This window comes from Microbispora sp. H13382, assembly GCF_014161445.1.
GTDB lineage: Bacteria > Actinomycetota > Actinomycetes > Streptosporangiales > Streptosporangiaceae > Microbispora.
The window spans coordinates 35240-57976 of record NZ_JABBXA010000018.1; the positions used below are offsets into that span (position 1 = coordinate 35240).

General features: G+C 73.2%; 25 protein-coding genes. 14 read left to right on the forward strand and 11 right to left on the reverse strand.

Annotated elements, in window-relative coordinates; translation table 11 throughout:
- Window position 1 precedes the first annotated feature (1 nt).
- Window positions 2–433, reverse strand: a complete 432-nt coding sequence (locus HHX41_RS29160) for a cellulose binding domain-containing protein (RefSeq protein ID WP_182908515.1) — start codon at window positions 431–433, stop codon at window positions 2–4.
- Between the two features lie 167 nt (window positions 434–600).
- Here HHX41_RS29160 and HHX41_RS29165 point away from each other — a divergent pair, with 167 nt between their 5' ends.
- From HHX41_RS29165 to HHX41_RS29185, 5 genes are read left to right on the forward strand one after another with little or no spacing between them, the layout of a single operon-like run.
- Window positions 601–1749, forward strand: a complete 1149-nt coding sequence (locus HHX41_RS29165) for a 4Fe-4S dicluster domain-containing protein (protein WP_310742235.1) — start codon at window positions 601–603, stop codon at window positions 1747–1749.
- A complete protein-coding gene (locus HHX41_RS29170) occupies window positions 1746–2573 on the forward strand; it encodes an FAD/NAD(P)-binding protein (RefSeq protein WP_259401400.1) in 828 nt (275 codons plus the stop codon). The genes HHX41_RS29165 and HHX41_RS29170 overlap by 4 nt, the downstream gene beginning before the upstream one ends.
- 12 nt (window positions 2574–2585) lie before the next feature.
- Window positions 2586–3368, forward strand: coding sequence for an oxidoreductase (locus tag HHX41_RS29175; RefSeq protein WP_182908517.1), 783 nt, complete (start codon window positions 2586–2588; stop codon window positions 3366–3368).
- The gene (locus HHX41_RS29180; RefSeq protein WP_182908518.1) at window positions 3365–4666 is read left to right on the forward strand and encodes a Ni/Fe hydrogenase subunit alpha; all 1302 of its coding nucleotides are present in this window, start codon (window positions 3365–3367) and stop codon (window positions 4664–4666) included. Before HHX41_RS29175 ends, HHX41_RS29180 begins: the two co-directional genes overlap by 4 nt.
- Entirely contained in the window at window positions 4659–5126 is a 468-nt protein-coding gene (locus HHX41_RS29185) for a hydrogenase maturation protease (protein ID WP_169982540.1), read from the forward strand. Before HHX41_RS29180 ends, HHX41_RS29185 begins: the two co-directional genes overlap by 8 nt.
- Here HHX41_RS29185 and HHX41_RS29190 read toward each other — a convergent pair.
- Window positions 5017–5508: an OsmC family protein gene (locus HHX41_RS29190; protein ID WP_182908519.1), complete on the reverse strand. Its 492-nt coding sequence runs from the start codon at window positions 5506–5508 to the stop codon at window positions 5017–5019. The genes HHX41_RS29185 and HHX41_RS29190 overlap by 110 nt on opposite strands.
- 191 nt (window positions 5509–5699) lie before the next feature.
- Between HHX41_RS29190 and HHX41_RS29195 the strand changes: the two genes are divergently transcribed.
- Together HHX41_RS29195 and HHX41_RS29200 are read left to right on the forward strand one after the other, a co-directional pair.
- Window positions 5700–7400, forward strand: a complete 1701-nt coding sequence (locus HHX41_RS29195) for a GAF domain-containing protein (protein WP_169982542.1) — start codon at window positions 5700–5702, stop codon at window positions 7398–7400.
- Window positions 7397–8260 carry a universal stress protein gene (locus HHX41_RS29200; protein WP_182908520.1) on the forward strand — a complete coding sequence of 288 codons (864 nt, stop codon included), beginning with the start codon at window positions 7397–7399 and terminating at the stop codon, window positions 8258–8260. Before HHX41_RS29195 ends, HHX41_RS29200 begins: the two co-directional genes overlap by 4 nt.
- On the opposite strand, the gene HHX41_RS29205 is transcribed toward HHX41_RS29200, so the two are convergent.
- A complete protein-coding gene (locus HHX41_RS29205) occupies window positions 8255–8815 on the reverse strand; it encodes an HPP family protein (protein WP_169982544.1) in 561 nt (186 codons plus the stop codon). The genes HHX41_RS29200 and HHX41_RS29205 overlap by 6 nt on opposite strands.
- Before the next feature lie 172 nt (window positions 8816–8987).
- Here HHX41_RS29205 and HHX41_RS29210 point away from each other — a divergent pair, with 172 nt between their 5' ends.
- Together HHX41_RS29210 and HHX41_RS29215 are read left to right on the forward strand one after the other, a co-directional pair.
- The gene (locus HHX41_RS29210; RefSeq protein WP_169982545.1) at window positions 8988–9494 is read left to right on the forward strand and encodes an HPP family protein; all 507 of its coding nucleotides are present in this window, start codon (window positions 8988–8990) and stop codon (window positions 9492–9494) included.
- Window positions 9495–9562: 68 nt separating this feature from the next.
- A complete protein-coding gene (locus HHX41_RS29215) occupies window positions 9563–10192 on the forward strand; it encodes an MBL fold metallo-hydrolase (protein WP_182908521.1) in 630 nt (209 codons plus the stop codon).
- A 25-nt stretch (window positions 10193–10217) separates the two neighbouring features.
- On the opposite strand, the gene HHX41_RS29220 is transcribed toward HHX41_RS29215, so the two are convergent.
- Window positions 10218–11039, reverse strand: a complete 822-nt coding sequence (locus HHX41_RS29220) for a Gmad2 immunoglobulin-like domain-containing protein (protein WP_220504519.1) — start codon at window positions 11037–11039, stop codon at window positions 10218–10220.
- Between the two features lie 169 nt (window positions 11040–11208).
- On the opposite strand from HHX41_RS29220, the gene HHX41_RS29225 reads away from it, so the two are divergent.
- Entirely contained in the window at window positions 11209–12735 is a 1527-nt protein-coding gene (locus tag HHX41_RS29225) for an alpha-N-arabinofuranosidase (protein ID WP_182908522.1), read from the forward strand.
- A gap of 12 nt (window positions 12736–12747) precedes the next feature.
- On the opposite strand, the gene HHX41_RS29230 is transcribed toward HHX41_RS29225, so the two are convergent.
- A complete protein-coding gene (locus HHX41_RS29230) occupies window positions 12748–13446 on the reverse strand; it encodes a CBS domain-containing protein (protein ID WP_220504521.1) in 699 nt (232 codons plus the stop codon).
- A gap of 255 nt (window positions 13447–13701) precedes the next feature.
- Here HHX41_RS29230 and HHX41_RS29235 point away from each other — a divergent pair, with 255 nt between their 5' ends.
- Window positions 13702–14571, forward strand: a complete 870-nt coding sequence (locus HHX41_RS29235; RefSeq protein WP_169982549.1) for a universal stress protein — start codon at window positions 13702–13704, stop codon at window positions 14569–14571.
- 89 nt (window positions 14572–14660) lie between these two features.
- Here HHX41_RS29235 and HHX41_RS29240 read toward each other — a convergent pair whose 3' ends face one another.
- On the reverse strand, window positions 14661–15023 hold the full coding sequence (locus HHX41_RS29240; protein ID WP_182908523.1) for a hypothetical protein: 363 nt from the start codon (window positions 15021–15023) through the stop codon (window positions 14661–14663).
- Window positions 15024–15372: 349 nt separating this feature from the next.
- Here HHX41_RS29240 and HHX41_RS42025 point away from each other — a divergent pair, with 349 nt between their 5' ends.
- Window positions 15373–17496, forward strand: coding sequence for a DUF222 domain-containing protein (locus HHX41_RS42025; RefSeq protein ID WP_310742236.1), 2124 nt, complete (start codon window positions 15373–15375; stop codon window positions 17494–17496).
- 16 nt (window positions 17497–17512) lie between these two features.
- Here the strand turns inward: HHX41_RS42025 and HHX41_RS29250 are convergent, their stop codons facing one another.
- Window positions 17513–17860 carry a VOC family protein gene (locus HHX41_RS29250; RefSeq protein ID WP_169982551.1) on the reverse strand — a complete coding sequence of 116 codons (348 nt, stop codon included), beginning with the start codon at window positions 17858–17860 and terminating at the stop codon, window positions 17513–17515.
- A 138-nt stretch (window positions 17861–17998) separates the two neighbouring features.
- On the opposite strand from HHX41_RS29250, the gene HHX41_RS29255 reads away from it, so the two are divergent.
- The gene (locus tag HHX41_RS29255) at window positions 17999–18556 is read left to right on the forward strand and encodes a YceI family protein (protein ID WP_182908525.1); all 558 of its coding nucleotides are present in this window, start codon (window positions 17999–18001) and stop codon (window positions 18554–18556) included.
- Between the two features lie 72 nt (window positions 18557–18628).
- Window positions 18629–19444, forward strand: coding sequence for an NAD-dependent protein deacetylase (locus HHX41_RS29260; RefSeq protein WP_182908624.1), 816 nt, complete (start codon window positions 18629–18631; stop codon window positions 19442–19444).
- Here HHX41_RS29260 and HHX41_RS29265 read toward each other — a convergent pair.
- From HHX41_RS29265 to cobJ, 4 genes are read right to left on the reverse strand one after another with little or no spacing between them, the layout of a single operon-like run.
- Window positions 19441–20310: a sirohydrochlorin chelatase gene (locus HHX41_RS29265; protein ID WP_169982553.1), complete on the reverse strand. Its 870-nt coding sequence runs from the start codon at window positions 20308–20310 to the stop codon at window positions 19441–19443. The genes HHX41_RS29260 and HHX41_RS29265 overlap by 4 nt on opposite strands.
- Entirely contained in the window at window positions 20307–20882 is a 576-nt protein-coding gene (locus HHX41_RS29270; protein ID WP_182908526.1) for a precorrin-8X methylmutase, read from the reverse strand. The genes HHX41_RS29265 and HHX41_RS29270 overlap by 4 nt, the downstream gene beginning before the upstream one ends.
- Window positions 20879–21067: a 4Fe-4S binding protein gene (locus HHX41_RS29275; RefSeq protein ID WP_169982555.1), complete on the reverse strand. Its 189-nt coding sequence runs from the start codon at window positions 21065–21067 to the stop codon at window positions 20879–20881. The genes HHX41_RS29270 and HHX41_RS29275 overlap by 4 nt, the downstream gene beginning before the upstream one ends.
- Window positions 21046–22737 carry a precorrin-3B C(17)-methyltransferase gene (gene cobJ, locus HHX41_RS29280; protein WP_182908625.1) on the reverse strand — a complete coding sequence of 564 codons (1692 nt, stop codon included), beginning with the start codon at window positions 22735–22737 and terminating at the stop codon, window positions 21046–21048. Before cobJ ends, HHX41_RS29275 begins: the two co-directional genes overlap by 22 nt.

Below are 22737 nucleotides of genomic sequence, written 5' to 3' on the forward strand. Positions count from 1 at the left end.
CTTACAGCGGCGTGCAGGTCACATTGCTCAGCCCGAAGGTGCCGCCCGTGGAGTTGCCGACCGCGGTGATGTTCACGCTCCCGCCGGGCGCGATCGCGCCGTTCCAGGACACGTTGGTGGCGGTGACGTTCCGCCCCGTCTGCGTCCAGGACGTGGTGAGCAGGGAGAAGAGCTTCTCGTCCCGGGTGAACGTCCAGGAGACCCGCCAGCCGGTCAACGGCGTCGCACTGGTGTTGACCACCTTCCCCTCCGCCGTGAACCCCCCGGGGAAGGAATGCACGGTCGGGAAGCTGACGGAGCAGGACGCCGTGTCCGCGTGCGCGGCGGGAGCGCCGATCGCCGCGGTGGCGGCCAGCGCGGCCGCGGCGATCCAGAGGGTCCGCCCGCGCCTGAAACCGGTTTCATGAGCGCCCGAAAAAAAGAGCCCTGCCATTGCCTGTCCTCTCGTCGTGCCGGGATCTCCGGCGGCCGATTCGACGAACCTCGCTCCAGGAATGCCACCATGATCACGGGCGGATGTCAGGTACACGGGCCGGACGCCGTCCGTCGTCCCGGCACGGGTGTGAAAGTTTCATCGGTCCCCCGGAGCGGGACATCTCTGTGGGACTTTCGTCCCTGCTGAGCGCCCGCCGGCCGCCGTACTGTGAGCGGGAGGGCCGAACGGGCGAGGGGGACGCCGTGGACGCCGTCGTGATCGAAACTCTGGAACCCCTGGTGGCCGAGCTGCGGGCCGGGGGCTATGCCGTCGTGGGACCGGTGGTGCGCGAGCGCGTCATCCGCTTCGAGGAGATCGCCTCGGCCGACCGGCTCGCCCGGGGCTGGACCGACGTCCAGGAGCCCGGACGGTACCGCCTGACCGAGGGCGCCGGCGAGATGATCTTCTCGTTCGCGGCGAGTCCCGACTCCGCCAAGGCGTACACCCAGCCGCCCCGCCAGACACTCTTCCGGATGCGCGGCGAACAGATCGAGGAGGCGGAGGAGGACGCGCCGCGGGTCGCCCTCCTCGGCCTGCGGGCCTGTGACCTGGCCGCCATCGCCGTGCAGGACCGGGTCTTCCTCGGTGGCAGGCACCCCGACCCGGCATACCTGCGGCGGCGGCGGGCCCTGCTGCTGATCGCGGTCAACTGCGCCGTCCCCGGCGGCACCTGCTTCTGCGTCTCCATGCACACCGGTCCCCGGGCCACGACCGGGTTCGACCTCGCCCTCACCGAGCTGGCCGCGCCGCACCGGTTCGTCGTCGAGACCGGCAGCGAGCGGGGCGAGCGGATCGCCGCGGCGCTGCCGCACCGCCCCGCCTCGGCCGAAGACCTGGCGGCCTCCGCCGAGGTGTCCCGTAACGCCGCCGAGCACATGGGCCGCCACGTGGAGACCGAGGGGATCCAGGAACGGCTGTCGGCGCACGACTCGCCGCGCTGGGCGCAGGTCGGCGCCCGCTGCCTCACCTGCACCAACTGCACCATGGTCTGCCCCACCTGCTTCTGCAGCACCGTCGAGGACGCCACGTCGTTCACCGACGGCACGGCCGAGCGGATCGAGCGCTGGGACTCCTGCTTCACGCTGGACTTCTCCGAGGTCAACGGGACGCCGGTGCGCGGCTCGAACGCCGGCCGCTACCGCCAGTGGCTCACCCACAAGTTCTCGACCTGGATCGACCAGTTCGGCATGTCCGGCTGCGTCGGCTGCGGGCGCTGCATCACCTGGTGTCCCGTCGGCATCGACGTCACCGAGGAGCTGGCGAACCTGCCATGACCGGCGGCCCGCACCCGATGACGCCGGCGCCGTACCGCGTGCGGTCCCGTCGTCCGGACCGGGCCGACACCGTGACCCTGACGCTGGAGCCGGTACGCGGGGACTGCCCGCCGTTCTGGCCGGGCCAGTTCACCATGCTGTACGCCCCGGGCGTGGGGGAGATCGCGGTCTCGATCAGCGGGCGGGCCCGCTCCGGCGGCTACACGCAGACGATCAGGGCCGTGGGCGCGGTCAGCGCCGCCCTGTGCGGCAAGCGGCCCGGCGACGTCGTCGGCCTGCGCGGGCCGTACGGCCAGGGCTGGAGCCTGCGCGCCGCGGCGGGCCTCGACGTGGTGGTGGTCGCGGGCGGGCTGGGCCTCGCCCCGCTGCGGCCGGTCGTGCGGGCGCTGCTGCGGGACCGGCCCGGATACGGCCGGATCAGCGTGATAGCCGGCAGCCGGGCTCCCGGCCTGCTCCTGTATTCCCGGGACCTGGCCTGCTGGGCCCGGCAGGGCGCCGACGTCCGGGTGACCGTGGACCACCCCGACCACGCCTGGCGCGGGCCGGTCGGGCTGGTCACCCACCTGATCGACCGGATCGTCTTCGAGCCGCGCCGCACGTACGCCTTCGTGTGCGGGCCGGAGGTCATGATGCGGACGGCGGCGGCGGAGCTGGTGCGGCGCGGCGTCGCCCCCGGCCGGGTGGAGCTGTCGCTGGAGCGGAACATGAAGTGCGCGGTGGCCCGCTGCGGCCACTGCCAGTTCGGCCCGCTGTTCGTGTGCGAGGACGGGCCCGTGCTGCGCTACGACCGCGTGGCGCCGATGCTCGCCGTCCCGGAGCTGTAGAAAGGAGCGGCGATGCCCCGGCTGGCCGTGTGGAAGTTCGCCTCGTGCGACGGATGCCAGCTCACGTTCCTCGACTGCGAGGACGAGCTGCTCTCCGTCGCGGCCCGGGTGGAGATCGCCTATTTCCTCGAGGCGTCCAGCGTCCTCGGGCCCGGCCCGTACGACCTGTCGCTCGTGGAGGGATCGATCACCACCCCGGAGGACCTGGAGCGCATCAGGCACGTGCGCCGGGTGTCGAAGCGGCTGGTCACGATCGGCGCGTGCGCCACCGCGGGCGGCATCCAGGCGCTGCGCGACTTCGCCGACGTGAAGGAGTTCGCCGCGGTGGTCTACGCCCGGCCCGACTACATCGCCACCCTGGACCGCTCGACCCCGATCGCCGCCCACGTGCCGGTCGACTTCGAGCTGCGCGGCTGCCCGCCGGACAAGCACCAGCTGCTCGAAGTGATCTCGGCGTTCCTCGCCGGGCGGCGGCCGGTGGTGCCCGCGCACAGCGTGTGCGTGGAGTGCAAGGCCAGGGGCAACGCCTGCGTGATGGTCGCGCACGGCACCCCCTGCCTGGGGCCGGTCACGCAGGCGGGCTGCGGGGCGCTGTGCCCGACCTTCAACCGGGGCTGCTACGGCTGCTTCGGGCCGATGGAGAGCCCCAACCACGCGTCGCTGAACCACTGGATGCGCGGGCTCGGCATGAGCACCCCCGAGCTGGTGCGGATCTACCGGACCTACCACGCCACGGCCGAGCCCTTCCGGCGGGCGGCCGAGGACGCGCAGGAGTTCGAGGAGGGGGAGGAGTGACCCACAAGACGGTGCGGATCGGCGCCCTGACCCGGGTGGAGGGCGAGGGCGCGCTGGTCGTGCACGCCCGCGATGGCCGGATCGCCGGCCTGGAGCTGCGGATCTACGAGCCGCCCCGGTTTTTCGAGGCGATGCTGCGGGGCCGGGACCACACCGAGCCGCCCGACATCACCGCCCGCATCTGCGGCATCTGCCCCGTCGCGTACCAGATGAGCGCCTGCCAGGCGATCGAGGCCGCCTGCGGGGCCGAGGTCACCGGCCCGCTGCGCGACCTGCGGCTGCTGCTGTACTACGGCGAGTGGATCGAGTCGCACGCGCTGCACGTCTACCTGCTGCACGCGCCCGACTTCCTCGGCTACGACAGCGGCGTCGCGATGGCCGCCGATCACCGCGACCTGGTGGAGCGCGGACTCGAACTGAAGAAGGCCGGCAACGAGCTGGTCACCGCGATCGGCGGGCGGCCCATCCACCCGGTCAACGTCAGGGTCGGCGGGTTCTACCGGGTGCCGTCCCGGCGCGAGCTCGCCCCCGCCGCCGAGCGGCTGCGCCGCGCCCGCGACCACGCACTCGCCACCGTCGCCTGGGTCGCCGGGTTCGACTTCCCCGACGTCGAGCACGACTACCGGTTCCTCGCGCTGCGCCACCCCGGCGAGTACGCCATCCTGTCCGGCGCGGTCGGCGCCGGCGACGGGCGCGCGGAACCGGCGAGCTTCGCGGTCGCGGACTGGCCGGACCACGTGACCGAGGAACAGGTGCCGCACTCCACCGCGCTGCACGCCCGGCTCGATGGCGAGACGGGCTACCTCACCGGCCCGCTGGCCCGCTACGCGCTCAACTCGGCGCGCCTGTCCCCGGTGGCGCGGGAGGCGGCCGCCGCCGCCGGTCTCGGCTCCGTCTGCCGCAACCCCTACCGCGCCATCATCGTGCGGGCCGTGGAGATCGTGCACGCCTGTGACGAGGCGCTGCGCCTCCTCGACGGGTACGCCGAGCCGGAGCGGCCGTGCGTGCCGGTCGAGGCCCGGCCGGGTGCCGGCCACGGCGCGTCGGAGGCCCCGCGCGGCACGCTCTACCACCGCTACCGGCTTGACGACGGCGGCCTGGTCGCCGAGGCCGACATCGTGCCGCCGACCGCGCAGAACCAGGCGCGCATCGAGGCGGACCTGCGCGACCTGCTGGCCCCGCGGCTCACCCTGCCCGAGGACGAGCTCGCCGCGCTGTGCGAGAAGGCGATACGCAACCACGACCCCTGTATCTCCTGCTCGGCGCACTTCCTGGACCTGCGCGTGGATCATGGCTGAGACCGTGGTCGTCGGCCTCGGGAGCGATCTGCGCGGCGACGACGCGGCGGGCCTGGAGGTCGCCAGGCGGCTGCGGGGCACGCTGCCGCCGTCCGTCGCGGTCGTGGAGAGCTGCGGTGACCCGGCGGCGCTGGTCGAGGCGTGGTCGGGCGCCGCGCTCGCGATCGTGGTCGACGCCGTCTCCTCCGGCGCTCCGCCCGGCACCGTACACATGCCCGTGCCGATGCCGCTGCGGTCTCGTTCACTCGCGGGCTCTCACGGGCTGGGGCCGGCCGACGCCGTCGAGCTGGGGCGCGCCCTCGGCCGGCTGCCCGGCGAGCTGGTCGTCGTCGGCATCGAGGGCGGCGACTTCACCCCTGGTGCCCCGATGACTCCGCCGGTCCTGGCCGCGGTCCGCCGTACGGCCCGTGGGCTGCGGGAACGGCTGACCCGGGAACGGCCTGGCGGACCTCGAACGTGACCCGCGGCGGCACCCGCAACGTGGTGCGGACGGCGCAGTGCTCCAGGACCGACAGGAGCGAGGCGCGCAGCCCCGCGGGCAGGCCGGGGGCGTCCACCGACAGCTCGACCTGGTCGATCCGCCCGGGACACACGCCGAGGCTGTACCGCGCGGTCACGTCGACCCCGGCGGGCAGCTGGCGCTGGCGCAGGTAGCGTTCGGCGCAGCAGGCGACTCCGGCGGCCACGCTGCCCACGAACAGCTCGGCCGGCGTGGGCCCGGTGTCGCTCCCGCCGGCGTCCGCGGGCTGGTCGGTGCGGACCGTGTGGCGCCGGATCCGGACGTCGAACCGATCGGCTCCGTGCCAGGCGACCCGGATGACGCCGTCACGCCGCTCACTCATGGCCCACCCCCGCGGGTCCGATCCGGCTCATATCCGAGTATGTCTGCGTATGTCCGAGGCTGGGAGCGGGTGGGCGTACACGGACCGTAAGAAGCCGGTAGCAACCTGGCAAAGGGCCGGAGCCGGGAGTGCTCCGGTTTGCGACACTTCATCTGTGGCGGATACGCGTGGCGCCGACGGGGGAGGCGGCCATGATCCCGCGGACTCACCTGGACGGCCTGCTGACCGAGCTGCACACGAGGCTGCAGGCGGTCCTGTCGACGCGCGACCGGGTCCACGCGCTGCTCGAGGCGGTCGTCTCGGTGGGCGGGGAGCTCGATCTGGAGACCGTGCTGCGCCGGATCGTCGAGACCGCCGCCGCGCTGGTCGACGCCCGATACGGCGCGCTCGGCCTGATCGGTGAGGACCACACCCTTGCCCGGTTCGTCCCGGTGGGGCTGAGTGAGCAGGAGATCGCCCGGATCGAGCACTGGCCGCACGGGCTCGGCCTGCTCGGGCTGCTGATCAAGGAGCCCCGGCCGCTGCGCCTGGCCCGCATCTCCGACCACCCCGAGTCGTACGGCTTCCCACCCGGCCACCCTCCGATGACCGGTTTCCTCGGCGTGCCCGTACGGGTCCGGGGGGAGGTGTTCGGCAACCTCTACCTGACGGACAAGCGCGGGGGAGGGGGGTTCGACGAGGACGACGAGGCGATGGTCGTCGCCCTCGCCGGCGCCGCCGGGGTGGCGATCGAGAACGCCCGCCTGTACGAGGACACCCGCCGCAGGGAGACCTGGCTGCGGGCGTCCGCGGAGATCACCACGAGCCTGCTGTCCGGCGCCGAGACGCCGCGGGTGCTGACGCTGATCGCCGGCCACGCCCGGCGGATGGCCGCCGCCGACGCGGTGGCGATCCTCCTGCCCGAGGAGGGCGGGCGGACGCTGCGGGTCGCGATCACGGACGGTGAGATCATCGGGGCCGCGGTGCGGGGGCGCCGGCTGCCCGTCGAGGGCTCGCTGGCCGGGCAGGCCTTCGTCCGCGCGGAACCCCGCGTGGTCACCGACCTGGGCGACACCGACCTGATCACCGCCTTCGGGGAGGCGGCGGGGACCGGCGCGGTGTGCGCGGTGCCGCTGGGGGCGCCGGGAGCGGTGCGGGGGGTGCTGTCGCTGGGCAGGCGGCCGGGCCGCATCCCGTTCAGCCGCCCGGAGGTGTGCATGCTGCACTCCTTCGCCGGCCACGCGGCCGTCGCGCTCGAACTGGACGAGACGCGCAGGGACGCCGAACGGCTCGGCCTGCTCGAGGAGCGCGACCGCATCGCCAAGGACCTGCACGACGTCGTCATCCAGCGGTTGTTCGCGGTCGCGATGACGCTGACGGGCGCCGTCAGGCTCGAGAAGCACCCGGAGGTGGCCGCGCGCCTGCGGACCGCGATCGACGAACTCGACGGCACGATCCGGCAGATCCGCACCACGATCTTCGCCCTGCGGGCCCCGGCCGGCGCCCCGGGGCTGCGCGCCAGGCTGGTCGAGCTGGTGGAGGGCGCGCGGGAGCCCCTCGGCTTCCTGCCGGCCCTGCGCCTGGAGGGCCAGCTCGACACCCGGGTGCCCGCCGTCGTCGGGGAGCACCTGCTGGCCGTCGCGCGGGAGGCGATCTCCAACGTGGTGCGGCACGCCCACGCCGGCAGGGTCGCCGTCACCGTGCGCCTGGACAAGGACCGCCTGACCCTGCACGTGGAGGACGACGGGGTCGGCATCCCCGCGCGGGGGCGCCGCAGCGGCCTGCGCAACCTGTGCGAGCGCGCCGAGAGCCTTGGCGGGTCCTGCGCCGCCGAGGCCCTCGCCACCGGGGGCACCCGCCTGTGCTGGAGCGTCCCGCTGCCGCTGACGTCAGGAGGAGGCGACGCGCCATGACCCCGTTCACTGATCCGGTCGTCGTCGGCACCGACGGGTCCGCCGGGGCGACCGCGGCGGTGGAGTGGGCGGCCGACCACGCCTGCCTGCGGGGCGTGCCCCTGCGGGTGGTCCACGCCGTCGACCGCCTGCCGTACGACGCCCCGTGCTATCCGATCCCCGACTGCTACGACAAGCTGGCGCCCTCGGGACGGCAGATCCTCGACCACGCCGCGCGGGCCGCCCGGGACCGGAGGCCCGGCCTCGGCGTGACCACGCGGCTGGCCGAGGGGCGTCCCGGCCGCGTCCTGCGTGAGCAGGCCTCCGGCGCCGCCGAAGTGGTGATCGGCAGCCACGGCGCGGGCGGCTTCCCCGGCATGCTGCTCGGGTCGGTCGGCAACCAGATCGCCGGGCACGTGGCCGTGCCGGTCGTCGTCGTACGTCCCGTGCCCCCGGAGGCGGCGGAGATCGTGGCGGGCTTCGACTGCACCGAGACGTCCGGGGCCGCCCTGGCCTACGCGTTCGAGGAGGCGCGGCTGCGCGGCCAGCGGATGCGGATCGTGTGCGCCTGGGAGCCGCCGGTGCCCTACGGGCCCGCGATCGCCATGGACCTGGACGAGATGCGGCGTGCCGCGGAGGAATACGCGCGAGGGGAGCTGCGGTCGTGGCAGGGCGCGTACGCCGACGTGAAGACCGAGCTGGACATGGTCCGCGGCCATCCGGTCTCCGCGCTCGTCGAGGCGTCGTCCCGGGCCGTCCTGCTCGTCGTCGGCTCCCACGGCCGCAACGCCTTCACCGCGGCCGTGCTCGGCTCGGTGAGCCGCGCCCTGCTCGCCCACGCGCACTGCCCGGTCGCCGTGGTGAGGGGCGTCCTGTCATGAGAGAAGGCGGGCCGGACGCACCCCGGGTACCGCCTGCGCGAGCAGGTCGGCCACGTGCTGGGGGCCCTGACCCTCGGGGCCGTGCAGGTCGATCTCGCCGTCGCGCACGGTCACCTCCCACGACGTCTCGGAGGGGTAGCGCTCGCGCAGCGCGGCCAGGACGGCGTCGCGCAGTTCCTCGTCCGACCTGGCCAGCAGCGCCATGAGGTCGCGGCGGCTGACCATCCCGACCACCCGCTCGTCGCGCAGCACCGGCACGCTCTTGATCCTTCTCGCGATCATGAGGTCCGTCAGCACCCTCGCGTCGGTGGTGTCCTCGACCGTGCTCACCTGGCGCGACATGACGTCCGCCACTGTCCGGGGCGCCGAGCCGCCCGGCGCGAAGGCGCCGCACAGCAGGTCGATCTCGCTGACCATCCCGACCAGCTCGCCGTGCTCCCCGAGCACGGGGGCGGCCGTGATGTCGTGGTCGTACAGCACCCGGATCGCCCGCCGCACGGAGTCGTCCCGGCGCACGGTGATCACCGGGCTGCTCATGACCTCACCGGCCAGCATCGCCCACCTCCCGCGTCTGTCCCCGACTCCTGCCCTGACCTGGTCATTCCATCGCCGCGGCGGCCGTACGGGCAGGTGCCGGAGGTCCCCGGCCGTAGGGTCGTTCGGCACTGCGCCGGGTATGCCCGCAGTGGTCGGATGGAGTTGGCCGGTGCGCCGCGGGGAGGAAACGATGAGCGTAGAAGCCATGACCGCCGCCGACGTGATGAGCAGGGTGCTCGTGACCGTGAAACCGGACGAGTCGCCCCTCATGGCCTGGGAACTGATGCGCCGGGGGTCGATGCACCATCTGCCCGTGGTGGATTCGGGTTCCCGCATCATCGGCGTGCTCACCCGGGAGGACATCGCGGCCCACTGGTCCGGCGGTCCGGCGGAGCAGTCGAGCAGCCAGGTGCGGCAGTTGCTGGCCGGGCGCAGGTGCCCCCACGTGCCGCCCGACGCGCCGCTGCCCGCCGTGGCGGCCGTCATGCTGGAGTCGGGGGTGGACGTCGTCCCGGTCATGGGGACCTCCGGCACCCTGCAGGGGCTCGTCACCGTGACCGACGTGCTCGTGGCGGTCGCGGGCAGGCGTGGGGCCTCGCCCCGCGACGACGAGGTGTCGGCAGGGATGTTCCGCCTGGAGCCGGTGCTGCCGCCCAAGCCCTCCCGGACCGCCGAGGACCAGCGGCAGGGACCGTGACCCGGGTCGCGACTTCTCGCGGACCATGTGCAGAATAAGGGCATGTTCCGCTCGGTGGTGATCTTCACGTGAGTGCCCGTATCGACCATGCCGTCACGTCCGGCACCTTCAGCCTGGACGGCCAGACCTTCGACGTCGACAACAACGTGTGGGTGGTCGGCGACGACGACGAGTGCGTGGTGTTCGACGCGCCTCACGACGTCAAGGCGATCACCGACGTGATCGCGGGCCGGCGCGTCCTGGCCATCCTCGCGACCCACGCCCACGACGACCACGTCAGGGTCGCGCCGGAGCTGTCGGAGGCGACCGGGGCGCCCGTCCTGCTGCACCCGGCCGACCTGCCGGTCTGGCGGCTCACCCACCCCGGTCGCGAACCGGGCGGCACGCTGTCCGACGGGCAGGTCGTCGAGGTCGCCGGAACCCGCCTCGAAGTGCTCCACACCCCGGGGCACGCGCCCGGCGCCTGCTGCTTCCACGCGCCAGACCTGGGCGTCGTCTTCACCGGTGACACCCTGTTCCAGGGCGGCCCCGGAGCGACCGGCCGCTCGTTCTCCGACTTCGGCGTGATCATCGACTCGATCCGCGACCGCCTGCTCGTCCTGCCGCCCGAGACCGTCGTCCACACCGGCCACGGCGACAGCACGACGATCGGCGCGGAGCTGCCGCACCTCGACGAATGGATCCGCCGGGGCCACTGACCGCAGGGCCTCTGGCATCCGGGACTCATGGCGCGACCCGGACACCGGTGACGGTGAAGCGCTCGACCTCGGCCACGTGGCCGCCGGTGCTCGCGACGATGGTGAGCGTCCGGCCCGGGGCCGCGCGGAAGGTCACGGTGGCGGACCAGGGGGCGTCGTCCCCTCCGGCCGAGACGCAGCAGCGCTCGCCGAGGGGGCCGGTGCTCCCGGTCCCGCGCACCCGCACCCGGATGCTCTCGTCCACTCCCGTGATCCTGCCGCCCACCTTCACGGGTGAGGCCACGAGGGCGCCGTACCGGGGGGTGGTGAGGGAGAAGGTGGTGTCGTCGGTGCCCACGACCTCCCACGGCGCGTCCGTCCCGGTGCCGAACCTGACCAGGTGGATGACGGCGGCGATGCCGGGGCGTCCGCCGCCCTCGCCGCGGATGCCGACGGAGACGCGGGCGTGCGCGCCGCTCACCGTGCGCTCGACCACCTGGTCGACACCTTTGAAGCCCAGGAATCCCTGGGTGAAGGAGAGCGCGGTCTGTTCCGCGTCCAGGTGCCAGGGCTGGTGACCGCCCGAACGGTAGCTCTCCTGCCAGTCCCGCACCTGTTCTTCGTCCGCGAACGGCCACAACGGCTGGTAGCGGCCCGCCACGAGGGAGCCCGCGGACACGGTGGGAGACACAGCGGGGGACGTCGCGGGGGAAACCGAGGGAGCCGGAGTGGCCGCCGGCGCGCCGCCCCCCGGGGCGCTCCCCGGGCCGGTCCCGCACGCGCCCGTCAGCAGGCCGGACACGGCCAGTACGACGAGCGCCCACCGGGTTCCACTGCGCCGGGCCAGGCCGGCCCGGCCGATCGTCACGCCGCCAGTCACAATGCTCGCTCCCGCCCCGGAAGGTTGTTTTGACTGTGAGCATGCCCGGTGGAGGCGACTCGATCCATGGCTCGGCGTGATCACCTCTTGACCTGGGTGGTTGATAGCGCTAACAATCGCCCCCGAGAGCCGTCGTCCCGGTGAAGGAGACCCCCTCGTGCTCCAAGCACAGCTGACCATCGATCCCGCCCACCGGGTGGCCCCCGTACGGCGCCGGACGTTCGGCACGTTCGTCGAGCACCTCGGCCGCTGCGTCTACACGGGCATCTACGAACCCGGGCACCCCACGGCGGACGAGGAGGGGTTCCGCGGCGACGTTCTCGCGCTCACCCGCGAGCTCGGCGTGACCACGGTGCGCTACCCCGGCGGCAACTTCGTCTCCGGCTACCGCTGGGAGGACGGCGTCGGCCCCCGCGAGCGGCGCCCCCGGCGGCTCGACCTGGCCTGGCACAGCACGGAGACCAACGAGATCGGGGTCGACGAGTTCGTCCGGTGGACCCGCCTGGCCGGCCTGGAGCCGATGATGGCGGTCAACCTCGGCACGCGCGGTGTCCAGGAATCCCTCGACCTGCTCGAGTACTGCAACATCCCGTCCGGCACCGCGCTGTCCGACCTGCGCATCGCCAACGGCGCCAAGGAGCCGCACGACATCCGCATGTGGTGCCTGGGCAACGAGATGGACGGCCCCTGGCAGATCGGGCACAAGACCGCCCGCGAGTACGGCAGGCTCGCCGCGGAGACCGCGCGGGCCATGCGCATGGTCGACCCCGGTCTCGAACTGGTGGCCTGCGGCAGCTCCGGCTCCTCCATGCCGACCTTCGGCACCTGGGAGGCGACCGTCCTGGAGGAGACCTACGACCTGGTCGACCACATCTCCTGCCACGCCTACTACGAGGAGAAGGAGGGCGACCTCGGCGGTTTCCTCGCCTGCGCGACCGACATGGAGCACTTCATCTCCACGGTCGTGTCCACCGCCGACCAGGTCGGGGCCAGGCTCGGCTCCCGCAAGCGGATCAACGTCTCGTTCGACGAGTGGAACGTCTGGTACATGAGCCGCTTCCAGTCGGCGCCGCCCCCGCCGGACTGGCCGGTCGCGCCGCCGCTGCTGGAGGACCACTACCACCTCGCCGACGCCGTGGCCCTCGGCAGCCTGATCATCACGCTGCTGCGGCACAGCGACCGGGTCGCGGCGGCCTGCCTGGCCCAGCTCGTGAACGTGATCGCGCCCATCATGACCGAGCCCGGCGGCAGGGCCTGGCGGCAGACGACCTTCCACCCGTTCGCGCAGGCGGCGCGGTACGCCAAGGGCGAGGTCGTACGGGTCGAGCCCGCCTGCCCGTCGTACGAGACCGCCGAGTTCGGCGAGGTGCCCGTGCTCCACGCGGTCGCCACCCACGACGGACAGGACACGACGCTGTTCGTGGTGAACAGGTCGGTGCGCGAACCCGTGGAGCTGGAGATCGACGCGCGCGCGCTGGGCATGGGCACCGATGGCGGCACGCACGGCGGCGCGGTGCGGATCACCGAGGCGACGACCCTCACGCACGAGGACGTCTACGCCCGCAACACGGCCGACGACCCCGGGCGGGTGACGCCACGCCCCAACACCGATCACCGCAGCGATCCGCTCCGGATCGTGCTGCCGCCGGTCTCCTGGAACGTGATCAGGCTGTCGAAGGCCTGAGGCGCGCGGCCTCTACGGCAGCTTCCCGGCCGGGGAGTCGTCCTCTTCCCATTCCAGGTGGTCCACGACGTCGACGACTCCGCTGACCCGGCGCGTCATCCGTACGGCGATCCGCGCGTCGCTGTGGCGGTCCACCCGGCCGGTGAGCGTCACCACGCCCTGATGGACGTGGACGCCCGCCCTGGAGGTGTCCACCCACAGGCTTCGGCCGAGGATCTCCACACGCACCTCGCGTTCGATCTCGCCGTCGGCGCGTACGAACGTCTTGAGCAGGTCGTGGCGGCTGACGACGCCCCTCAGCCGGCCCTCGGCGTCCACGACGGGCAGCCGCTTGACCCCGTGCTCGTCCATCAGGCGTGCCGCAGCGACCGTGGTCGTGCCGGCGGTGACGGTGACGGCGGGGGAGGTCATCAGTTCGGCGGCCGTCTCGCCGGTCGCCTTGGCCCGCGCCCCGCTCTCCTGGCCGAGGCGGTCGCGCAGCCATGCGCGCAACGGCGGCCGGTATCCCTCGCGGTAGTACTGCTCCCTGAACTCCTCCTTGCGCAGCAGGTCGGCCTCGGACACGACGCCGAGCACCCGGCCGTCCCCGTCCACGACGGGAACGGCGCTCACGGCGCGGGCGATCAGCACTTCGGCGATGTCCCTGAACGGCGTGTCGGCGCGTACGGACGCGACGTCCGTGGCCATGACGTCCTGCACCCTCATGTGCATGGCGGCCTCCTCCGGTCGATCGCGGGTCCGGGGACAGGCCCGCGACTTCCATCACACGCCCGGGCCGGACCGGCGGGCAGGGCCGAAGGTCCCGCGGCCGTTCCAGCCGTCCACCGTCAGGCCCGGCGGGCGGAAGTCCCGGCGCTTGAGGACTTTGGTCTGCTGCGCCCTGGGCAGCGGACACGGTGCGATGGTGGCCGGGAGCACCAACCCCCCGCGCGTCCGCGTAGCGCTTGAGCACAGGAGGAAGAGCACATGGCCGGACAGATCGTCGTCGCCGTCGACGGATCGAAGCCCGCGACGGCGGCGCTGGAGTGGGCGGCGGACGACGCGCGGCGCCGGGGCGCCGCGCTGAGGATCGTCCATGTGCGCGAACCGTGGGCGCACGAGTATCCGTTCCACGCGGTCGAAGGCTTCGCCCAGTCCTACAGCGAGTTCTGCGAGGGTGTGCTCGCCGCGGCCGCCGCCCGCGCCCGCGAGATCGCCCCCGATCTGGAGGTGACCACGGAGCTCGCGGAGGGGACGGTCGTCGAGACGCTGCGCGCCGGGTCGTCCGGGGCGGGGGCCCTCGTGGTCGGCAGCCGGGGGCTGGGCGGATTCTCCGGACTGGTCCTCGGATCGGTCGGCCTCGGCCTGGCCGGTCACGCGGAGATTCCCGTCGTGGTCGTACGCAAGCCGCACCGCGACGAGTACCACGAGGTCGTCGTCGGCTTCGACGGGTCACCCCATTCGGAGGCGGCCCTGGAGTTCGCCTTCGAGGAGGCCCGGGCGCGACACGGCCGCGTGCACGCGGTGTACGCCTGGGAGATGCCGACGTTCTCGCCCTTCGCCGTCGGCTACGGCCCGGTCCTTGAGGAGATCTACGAGAACGAGTCGCGCGCGGCGCGGCTGCGGCTGGCGCCGTGGCGTGACAAGCACCCGGACGTTCCGCTCGTCGAGTCGGCGGTCTGCGGCCACCCGGTCCCGGCGCTGGCCGACGCCTCGCTCGTGGCCGACCTCGTGGTCGTCGGCTCCCGAGGGCTGGGCGGCGTGCACGGCGCGCTGATCGGCTCGGTCAGCCACGCGGTGCTGCACCGCGCGCACTGCCCTGTCGCGGTCGTACGGCCCCGCGACGGCGGACGCTGAGGGTTCGGCGCGGGGCCCTCGGCAATCTTTCCGCCCCTGCCCACTCGGCATGCGACCGCTCGGCATGCGACGGCTCGGCATGCGACCGCTCAGCATGCGACCGTGAATTGGAGGGCGCCCCCGACCCCCGGTTCGGCGGCGTCCTTCCGTCCGTTCGAGGGCCCGTCGATGCGCCGACCCGGCAGGGAGCAGCGCCCGTGGGGCGCGCCGCCGTGTGCGCAGTGCGCCGCGCACCCGGCCCCTTGACCGCGCGGCTCGGTGTTGCCGCTGGACAGCAGCGGCGTGGACAAGGTCCCAAGCGTGACGATGAGCGCGGAGACGACCGTGAACAGGCCGTTGACCCACATCTCGCGCGGGGAACGCCTGAGCCGGGCTCCGTCCTCGCGCCGGCGGCGGGCACGGCGGGCGATTCCTCGCATTATTACGGCCTCCCAGAAATTGGCGATTAGCATGCTCTGCTGAGCATGAAAAAGACGCGCGGGTACGAGCGGGTGGGAGCACATTGGCCGCCGTCTCGATTGCATAACCACAGCACAAGCCCTGCGGTAGACGTGGAAGTGCCAGCTGATTCGTATATATCGGACTGCTAGCACGGATCTACGGATCTACAATGTAAAGGCATGTGTCTCAGAATTCTGATAGCCCCATGCGCGACAAACGCCATTGAATAGGCAATGCGTTGCACTATTTCCGCGTCTGTGACTGTTCTGCCTGTAACTCCAACTACTTCTCCGGGCCGGTTGCTCTGATCGGCAAGGAAGGAAATAATTAGCACAGGCTTTCGAATCCCTAAGGGGTGTGATGGATCTTTCCGGCTTCGATCCTGCATGCCCTCGTCGTTCGGACATCACCGATGACGGCTGGTGGGACCGATTGGTCGCCGATTCGCCGTTGTGGTCATCCGAGGGTTCGCTCGCCCGTGACGATTGCAGCGCTGGCGTCGTAAACGGCGGGCGCACGCGTGGCACATCCACGAACGACGGCCCTCCCACCGATGATCAAGCCGCGGACGGCGGTGCCGACGATGCCGAGAGAGCCGGTCGGGGCAGAGGCCGGTCGTCGTGGGTGCTGGTGGGTTCTGTTCGTGAGTCGGCGCAGGCGTTGGCGTTGGCGCCGGTTCCGGACGATGTGGATGTCTGTCTGGCTGAGGCTGAGGAGTTGGTGTTCGCGCGGGATCGGATCACGTGTGCTCTGGCGGATCGGGTGGGGCGGGTGCATCGGGCGGGGCAGGCCCGGCGGCATGGGCATGCCTCCACCCGCAGTTGGCTGCGCACCGCCGGAGGAATGAGCGTCGCGGGAGCAAGCCGACTGCTGACCTTGGGGATCGAGTTGGCTCGGCTGCCGCGGGTGCGGGAGAAGTTCGCCGCGGGTGACTTGGCGGCGGGGGTGGTGGAGGCCATCTGCACCGCGATCTCCGGCCTGTCCGATGAGCACGCTGCGGTGGCTGAGCCGATTCTGTTGGAGCTGGCGGGCAAGGCGGGGGCGGCGGAGGTGGCCAGGGCGGGCCGCTACCTGCGGGCGGTGCTGGACCCCGATGGTGAGGACCGTGATGAGCGGGCCGATTACGGGCGGCGGTTCTTGCGGGTCCGCCGGGGCAAGGGCGGGGGGCTTGAGGGGGAGTTTTATCTGCCGCGTGAGCATGCCGCCCGGTTGCAGGCGTTGCTGGATGCGTATGCCAGGCCGAAGGCGGAGGGTGATGACCGGCCGCTGCGAGTGCGTCAGGCGGATGCGTTCATGGCGTTGCTGGAGGAGAAGATCGCCGCCGAGCTCCTGGTGCTGGTCAACGCCGAATCCCTCCCTGCCGACCCCACCCCCGGCCCCGAGACCTCCGAGCACCCCGAGACCCCGGAAGACACTCAGAACAGCCACAGCGCCCAGGACGCCCAGAGCGCTCGGAACGCCGAGGCGGCTGAGGACAGCCGGGACGGCGAGGACGCCAGCGCCCCCGCCGAGGGGGACACGACTGACGTCGCCAGCATCGACCCTGTCGGCCATGCCGAGACCGGTGCTGGCGGGGAGCCCGGGGAGGCCGCTTCTGCGGTGGGTGCCGGGGCCGATGAGGCCGCAGAGGCCGGCGTCGAGAGCACCGTCGAGAGCACCGGCGGGAGCGGCGTTAACAGCGCCGACCTTGCGACCGGCCCTCATGAAGTGCAGTCCGGCGATGACGCGACCGGACGACACGAGCACCAGTGGTCCGGCCAGGGCGAGGCCGTGTGCGGGTGCGGCAGTAGGGCGCGGTGCTCGACCACAGCGCCGGAAACACCGAGGACGCCGGGAGCGCCCGGCGCGCGGGGACCAGAACCGGGGCCGCCACCGGGAGCAGAGCCGGGGTCGCCACCGGGAGCAGAGCCGGGGTCGCCACCGGGAGCAGAGCCGGGGTCGCCGCCGGGAGGAGAGCCGGGGTCGCCGCCGGGAGGAGAGCCGGAGTCGTCACCGGGGACCGAGCTGGGCAATTTGGCGGACGCGCTGCTGGGGGCGGTGTTGGGGACGGCGCCGGGGTTGCTGCTGGCGACCGGGCAGGTGCTGCCCGTCTCCAGCGTGCACCGACTGGCCCGCACCTCCACCCTGGTACGGATCGTCATGAACGCCGACGGGCAGGTCCTGGACATGGGCCGCAAAGTCCGCCTGGCCACCCCCGCCCAGCGGCGGGCCATCCTCACCCGCTACGCCACCTGCTGGATCGACGGCTGCCCCCTGCCCGCCACCAGGTGCCAGATCGACCACGCCGACAACTGGAGCACCGGCGGCCTGACCGACCTCAAACTCCTCGGCCCGGCCTGCCAGTTCCACAACCGCGACCGCTACCAGCACCCCGACCGCTACACCCGCCGCAAAACCGGCAAAGACCGCTGGGCCTTCACCTACCACCGCCCCATGAGGGCCCGGGGACATGGGCCCCGGACACCGCAAAAATCTACAACGTAAAGGAGCCGGATGGTAATCACGCGGGAGAGTAGAAGACGACGTCCCAGCCACTTGGCCCACGTACCGTGCACCTGCGCTCGTGCGGGCCCTGCTCGACCTCACCGACCGTGAGGCCGTGTGCGGCGGCCCGCTCCCTGGCGCGCTCGACGTCGGGCACCTTCACCATGACGGACGGCGCGGTCGTCGCCTGGTCGGTGCCGGCCAGTGCCAGGCGCCCCGACGGCAGGTCGAACTGGGCCCAACGGTCGCCGTCGACGAATGTCGGGGTGGTTCCCAGCAGGGCCGACCACGCCTCGACCGCCGTGCCGAGGTTCGTGCACGGCACGACGGGTGCCAGCGAGAGCGCCTTGTCGTCCTGGTCCACGCTGCTACCGCCTTTCGTCAGGGATGCGGCTTCGAGCACGGTAGACCACGCGGTGGATCATCGCCAGGGGGCAGGGTGACCTTCAGCCGGGTGTCCGGCACTGACATCTCCGGCCCGTTTGCCGGGAATGCCCATGAAATGGACGTCGAGGCGGGCACGTACGCGCTGGGACCGAGGTCGGGCAGGCTCCTGGTCCTCACCGGCCGGGCCGGGCTGGGCGCCAAGGCCGGGCACGACCTGACGATCGAGGTCACGCGGTGGCGGGGCGAGGCGGTGGTGACGCCGGACGACCCGGCGGGCTGCCGGGTGACGGTGGAGGCCGAGGTGGCCTCGATGCGGGTCCGGGAGGGCACGGGCGGGGTCAAGCCGCTCACCGACTCCGACCGGGTCGAGATCGAGAAGAACATGCGCGACAAGGTCCTCAAGGCGGACCAGCACCCTCTGGTCACGTTCCGGTCGACCCGGGTGGAGGGCGGCCCCGAGGCGTTCCGCGTCGAGGGCGACCTGACGATCCTGGGGGTCTCCCGGCCGGTCACGGTGGACGGCGCGCTCGCGGATGGGCGGGCGCGTGGCAGGGCGACCGTCGTGCAGTCCCAGTGGGGGATCCGCCCTTACTCCGCCCTCTTCGGTGCGCTCAAGTTGCGCGACGAGGTCGAAGTGATCTTCGACGTACGGCTGGGGGAGGGCCGGGGCTGACATGCGGCGGGCGTCGGGCACCATGGAAGCGTGACTGTGGTGCGCGACGCGGGGACCGCCGAGCGGTGGGGCATGCTGGCCGATCTCGTGGCAGACGGTGAGGTGGTGGTCCTCAGCGGGGCCGGCCTGTCGACCGAGTCCGGGATTCCCGACTACCGGGGGGAGACCGGCCGCAGGCGCAGGGCCGAGCCGATGACCTACCACACCTTCGTCAGCAGTGCCGCCGCCCGCAGGCGCTACTGGGCGCGCAGCCACCTGGGGTGGCGTCACATCGTGGACGCCGCGCCCAACGCCGGTCACCGCGCGGTCGCGGAACTGCAGCGCCGCGGCCTGGTCGCCGGGATCATCACGCAGAACGTGGACGGCCTGCACCAGGCGGCGGGCGCGGACGGGGTCGTGGAGCTGCACGGCAGCCTGCACCGGGTGCGCTGCCTCGCGTGCGGGCGGCGCACCCCGCGCCACACGCTCGACCGGCGGCTGCACGCGGCCAACCCCGGCTGGCACGCCCGCCGGGAGGTGATCAACGCGATGATCAACCCCGACGGTGACGCGGTGCTGGGCGCCGACGAGGTCGAGACGTTCCGCACGGTGGACTGCGAGGGCTGCGGTGGCGTGCTCAAGCCCGACGTGGTGTTCTTCGGCGAGAACGTGCCGCCGTCGCGGGTCGAGGAGTGCTACGGGCTCACCGAAGGGGCCGGCCTGCTGCTCGTCCTGGGGTCGTCGCTGACCGTCATGTCCGGCTACCGGTTCGTCCGGCACGCCGCCGCCCGCTCGATCCCCGTCGCGATCATCAATCAGGGGCCGACCCGGGGCGACGGCGAGGCGCTGATGACCTTCGACGCCCCGCTCGGCCCGGCCCTCACCACGCTCGTGCGGGAACTGGCCTAGACGTGCACGTGCGCCGGGTCGTCCGGGTGGTGGTGCGGGTGCTGCGCCGCGCCCACCCGGTGCTCGTGGCCCGGCAGCGGCACGCGGTAGAGGCAGGTGTCGCAGTTCATCCGGATGTCGCCGCGCAGCGCCTCGTCGTAGCGCTCCAGCACCAGGCCGGCCAGGGCGGGCGCGGGCCCGATGACGCCGGCGCAGCGCACCTCGACCTCGGGGTGCGCCGTGGCCCACTCACGCGCCTGGGCGGCGGTGCGGTCCGGCAGCACCCCGCTGAACAGGAAGTACGGCAGGACGACGATCCGGCGGGCGCCGAGCGACCGGGCCCGCTCCAGCGCGGCGGCGACGCCGGGATCGGCGAGGCTGATGAACGCGGGTTCGACACCGGCCAGGCCGCGTCCCTCCCACAGCAGCCGGGCCACCTTGACGTGCTCGGCGTTCGCGTCCGGGTCCGAGGAGCCGCGGCCGACGAGCACCACGGTCGTCTCCGCGCGCTCGGACGGGTCGAGCACGGCGTCCAGCCGCTCGTCCAGCAGGCCGAGCAGTGTGGGGTGCGGCCCGAGCGGCCTGCCGTACGCGTAGCCGAGACCGGGGTGGCGCAGCGCCTCCCGGCGGAGCGCCGCGGGCACGTCGCCCTTGGCGTGCCCGGCCGCGACCAGCACGAGCGGGACCACGCCGAGTCTGGTGTGCCCGGCCCCGGTGAGCGCGGCGACCGCCTCGCGCAGGGGCGGGCGGGACAACTCGATGAACCCGCCGGCGACCGGGACGGGGGCGCGGGCGGCCACCTCCTCGACCAGCAGGTGGAAGTCGCGGACACCGGCCGCGTCGCGGGTGCCGTGACCGACGAGAAGCAGCGCCGGCGAGCCGGTCATAGGGGATCCTCCCAGTACAGAAGTGCGTTGACGGCGGCCGCGGCGACCGCCGAGCCGCCTTTCTCGCCGCGGTTGCTGACCGCGGGCAGTCCCGACGCGCGCAGGGCCGCCTTGCTCTCGGCCGCCCCGACGAACCCGACCGGCAGGCCGACGACGAGCGCGGGGCGTACGCCGAGGCGCAGGATCTCCTCCAGCGCGGTGGGGGCGTTGCCGACGGCCCACACCGCCCCCGGGCCCACCTCGTCGTAGGCGAGGCGGACGGCGGCGGCGCTGCGGGTCAGGCCGTCCCGGGCGACGGCCCGGCGGACGTGGCAGACGGGGGTGACGGCGGTGACGCCCGCGGCGACCATCTCGACGTCGGTGACCACGGGGGCGCCGGCGCGCAGGGCGGCCGTGGCCCGCCGCAGGTCCTCCTCGGCCGAGACGAGCAGGTCGGTGAGGTAATCGAGGTCGGCGCTCGCGTGGATCACCCGCTCGGTCACGGCCCGGGTCAGCGGTGGCAGCCCGGAGGTGTCCGCGCGCGAGCGCAGGATGTCGTACGACCGGGCTTCGATCGGGTGCGCCCTCCTCAACCTGACACCTCCAGTACGGCGTCGACGGGGCACACTTCGGCGCACTCGCCGCACCGCGTGCACCGGGACCCGAGCACGATCAGCGCGCCGTCGGCGCCGGGCCGGATGGCGTGCTCGGGACAGGTGAGCAGGCAGGCGCCGCAACCGGCGCAGGCGCTGGTGACTACGTAGGAGAGGGCTGCCACGCGTACCCCCTCGGTGTCACGAAGCGGCCCGCCACGGCCCGGCTGGACGTGGCGCCGACGATCACGAGGCTGCGCATGGTCACGGCGGACACGTCGAGCCCGTCGAGTGTGGTCAGCGCGACGCTCTCGCCGGGGCGGCTCGCGTCGGTCACCACGGCGGCCGGAGTGTCCGGGCCGCGCCGCTCGCCGAGGATCTCCAGCGCCCGGGGGAGCTGCCAGTCGCGGCCGCGTGAGCGGGGGTTGTAGAAGGCCACCACGAGGTCGGCGTCGGCCGCCGCGCGCACCCGCCGCTCGATGGCCTCCCACGGCGTGTGCAGGTCCGACAGGCTGATCGCGCAGTGGTCGTGTCCGAGCGGCGCGCCGAGCAGCGCACCGGCGGCGAGCATGGCCGTCACCCCCGGCACGCCGACCACGTCGAAGGTGTCGTCGGCGAACTCCAGAGCGGGTGCGGCCATCGCGTAGACGCCCGCGTCGCCGCTGCCGACCAGCGCGACCGCGTGGCCCTCGCGGGCCAGCCGTACGGCGGTGCGGGCGCGTTCCTCCTCCGCGCCGAGGCCTGAGGTGATCACCCGGGTGCCGGGGCGCAGCAGGTCGCGGATCTGGTCGACGTACTGGTCCAGGCCGACGAGGTAGCCGCAGCGGCGTACCTCGGCCACGGCGCGCGGGGTCATCAGGTCGCGGGCGCCGGGACCGAGTCCGACGATGGCCAGCCTGCCGCGGGGGCGCAGCCGGGCGATGGCGGCGGTCGCCATCGCCGACCTGCGTTTGGGCACGACCAGGTCGCCGCCGTCGGCCAGCGCGGCGGCCTCGGCCACGCTGGGAGTGCCGACAGCCCGCCGGACGACCTCGCTGGGATGCGGCACCTCGACCCCGGCGAGCCGTTCGGCGGGGTGGGTGACGAGCGGCACGCCGAGCACGCGGGCGGCCGCCACGATGCCGGCCTCGTCCGCCTTCACGTCGGCGGTGGCCAGGCGTACGACCGAGCGGGGCGACAGCCCGGCCTCGGCCAGCGTGTCGCGGATCAGTGCGAGGACCTCATCGGCGGCTACGCCCCGGCTCGCGCCGACGCCGACGACGAGGCTCGGCGGCCGGACGACGACGGCCGGGCGCGGCGGGTCCACGACCCGATCCGTCACCCACACACACGGGGGGCGTGGCGTGGCCGACGGGGTGGCGGGCAGCGGCGGCAGCGGCCAGGTGGCGTCGGCGGTGAGCGTCACCTCCTCGCCGTCGGGCAGACCGCCGGGCAGACTGTCGAGCATGGCCCGGGTCACGGCCGCGATGTCGCCCTCGACCGGCAGGCCGAGTGTGTCGAGCGCGCCGGTGCCGGTGGCGTCGGTCGCGGTGGTGACGACCGGCGTCGCGCCCAGCACGGAGGCGACCTCGTGCGCGAGCCGGTTGGCGCCCCCGTCGTGGCCGCCGGTCAGGGCGACCGCGAAGCGGCCCGCCTCGTCGACGCACACCACTCCGGGGTCGTCGTGCTTGTCGCCCAGCAGCGGCGCGAGCAGCCGGACGGCCGCGCCGACCGCGAGGAAGCACACGACGCGGTCGCATTCGCGCCAGGCCCGGGCCAGGTCGGCCACCGGATACCACCGGGTCTGCGGCCACGCCCGCTCCAGCAGACCGGCGGCCGTCCGCCCCGCCCTCGTGGCCGTCACCAGGCCGATCAC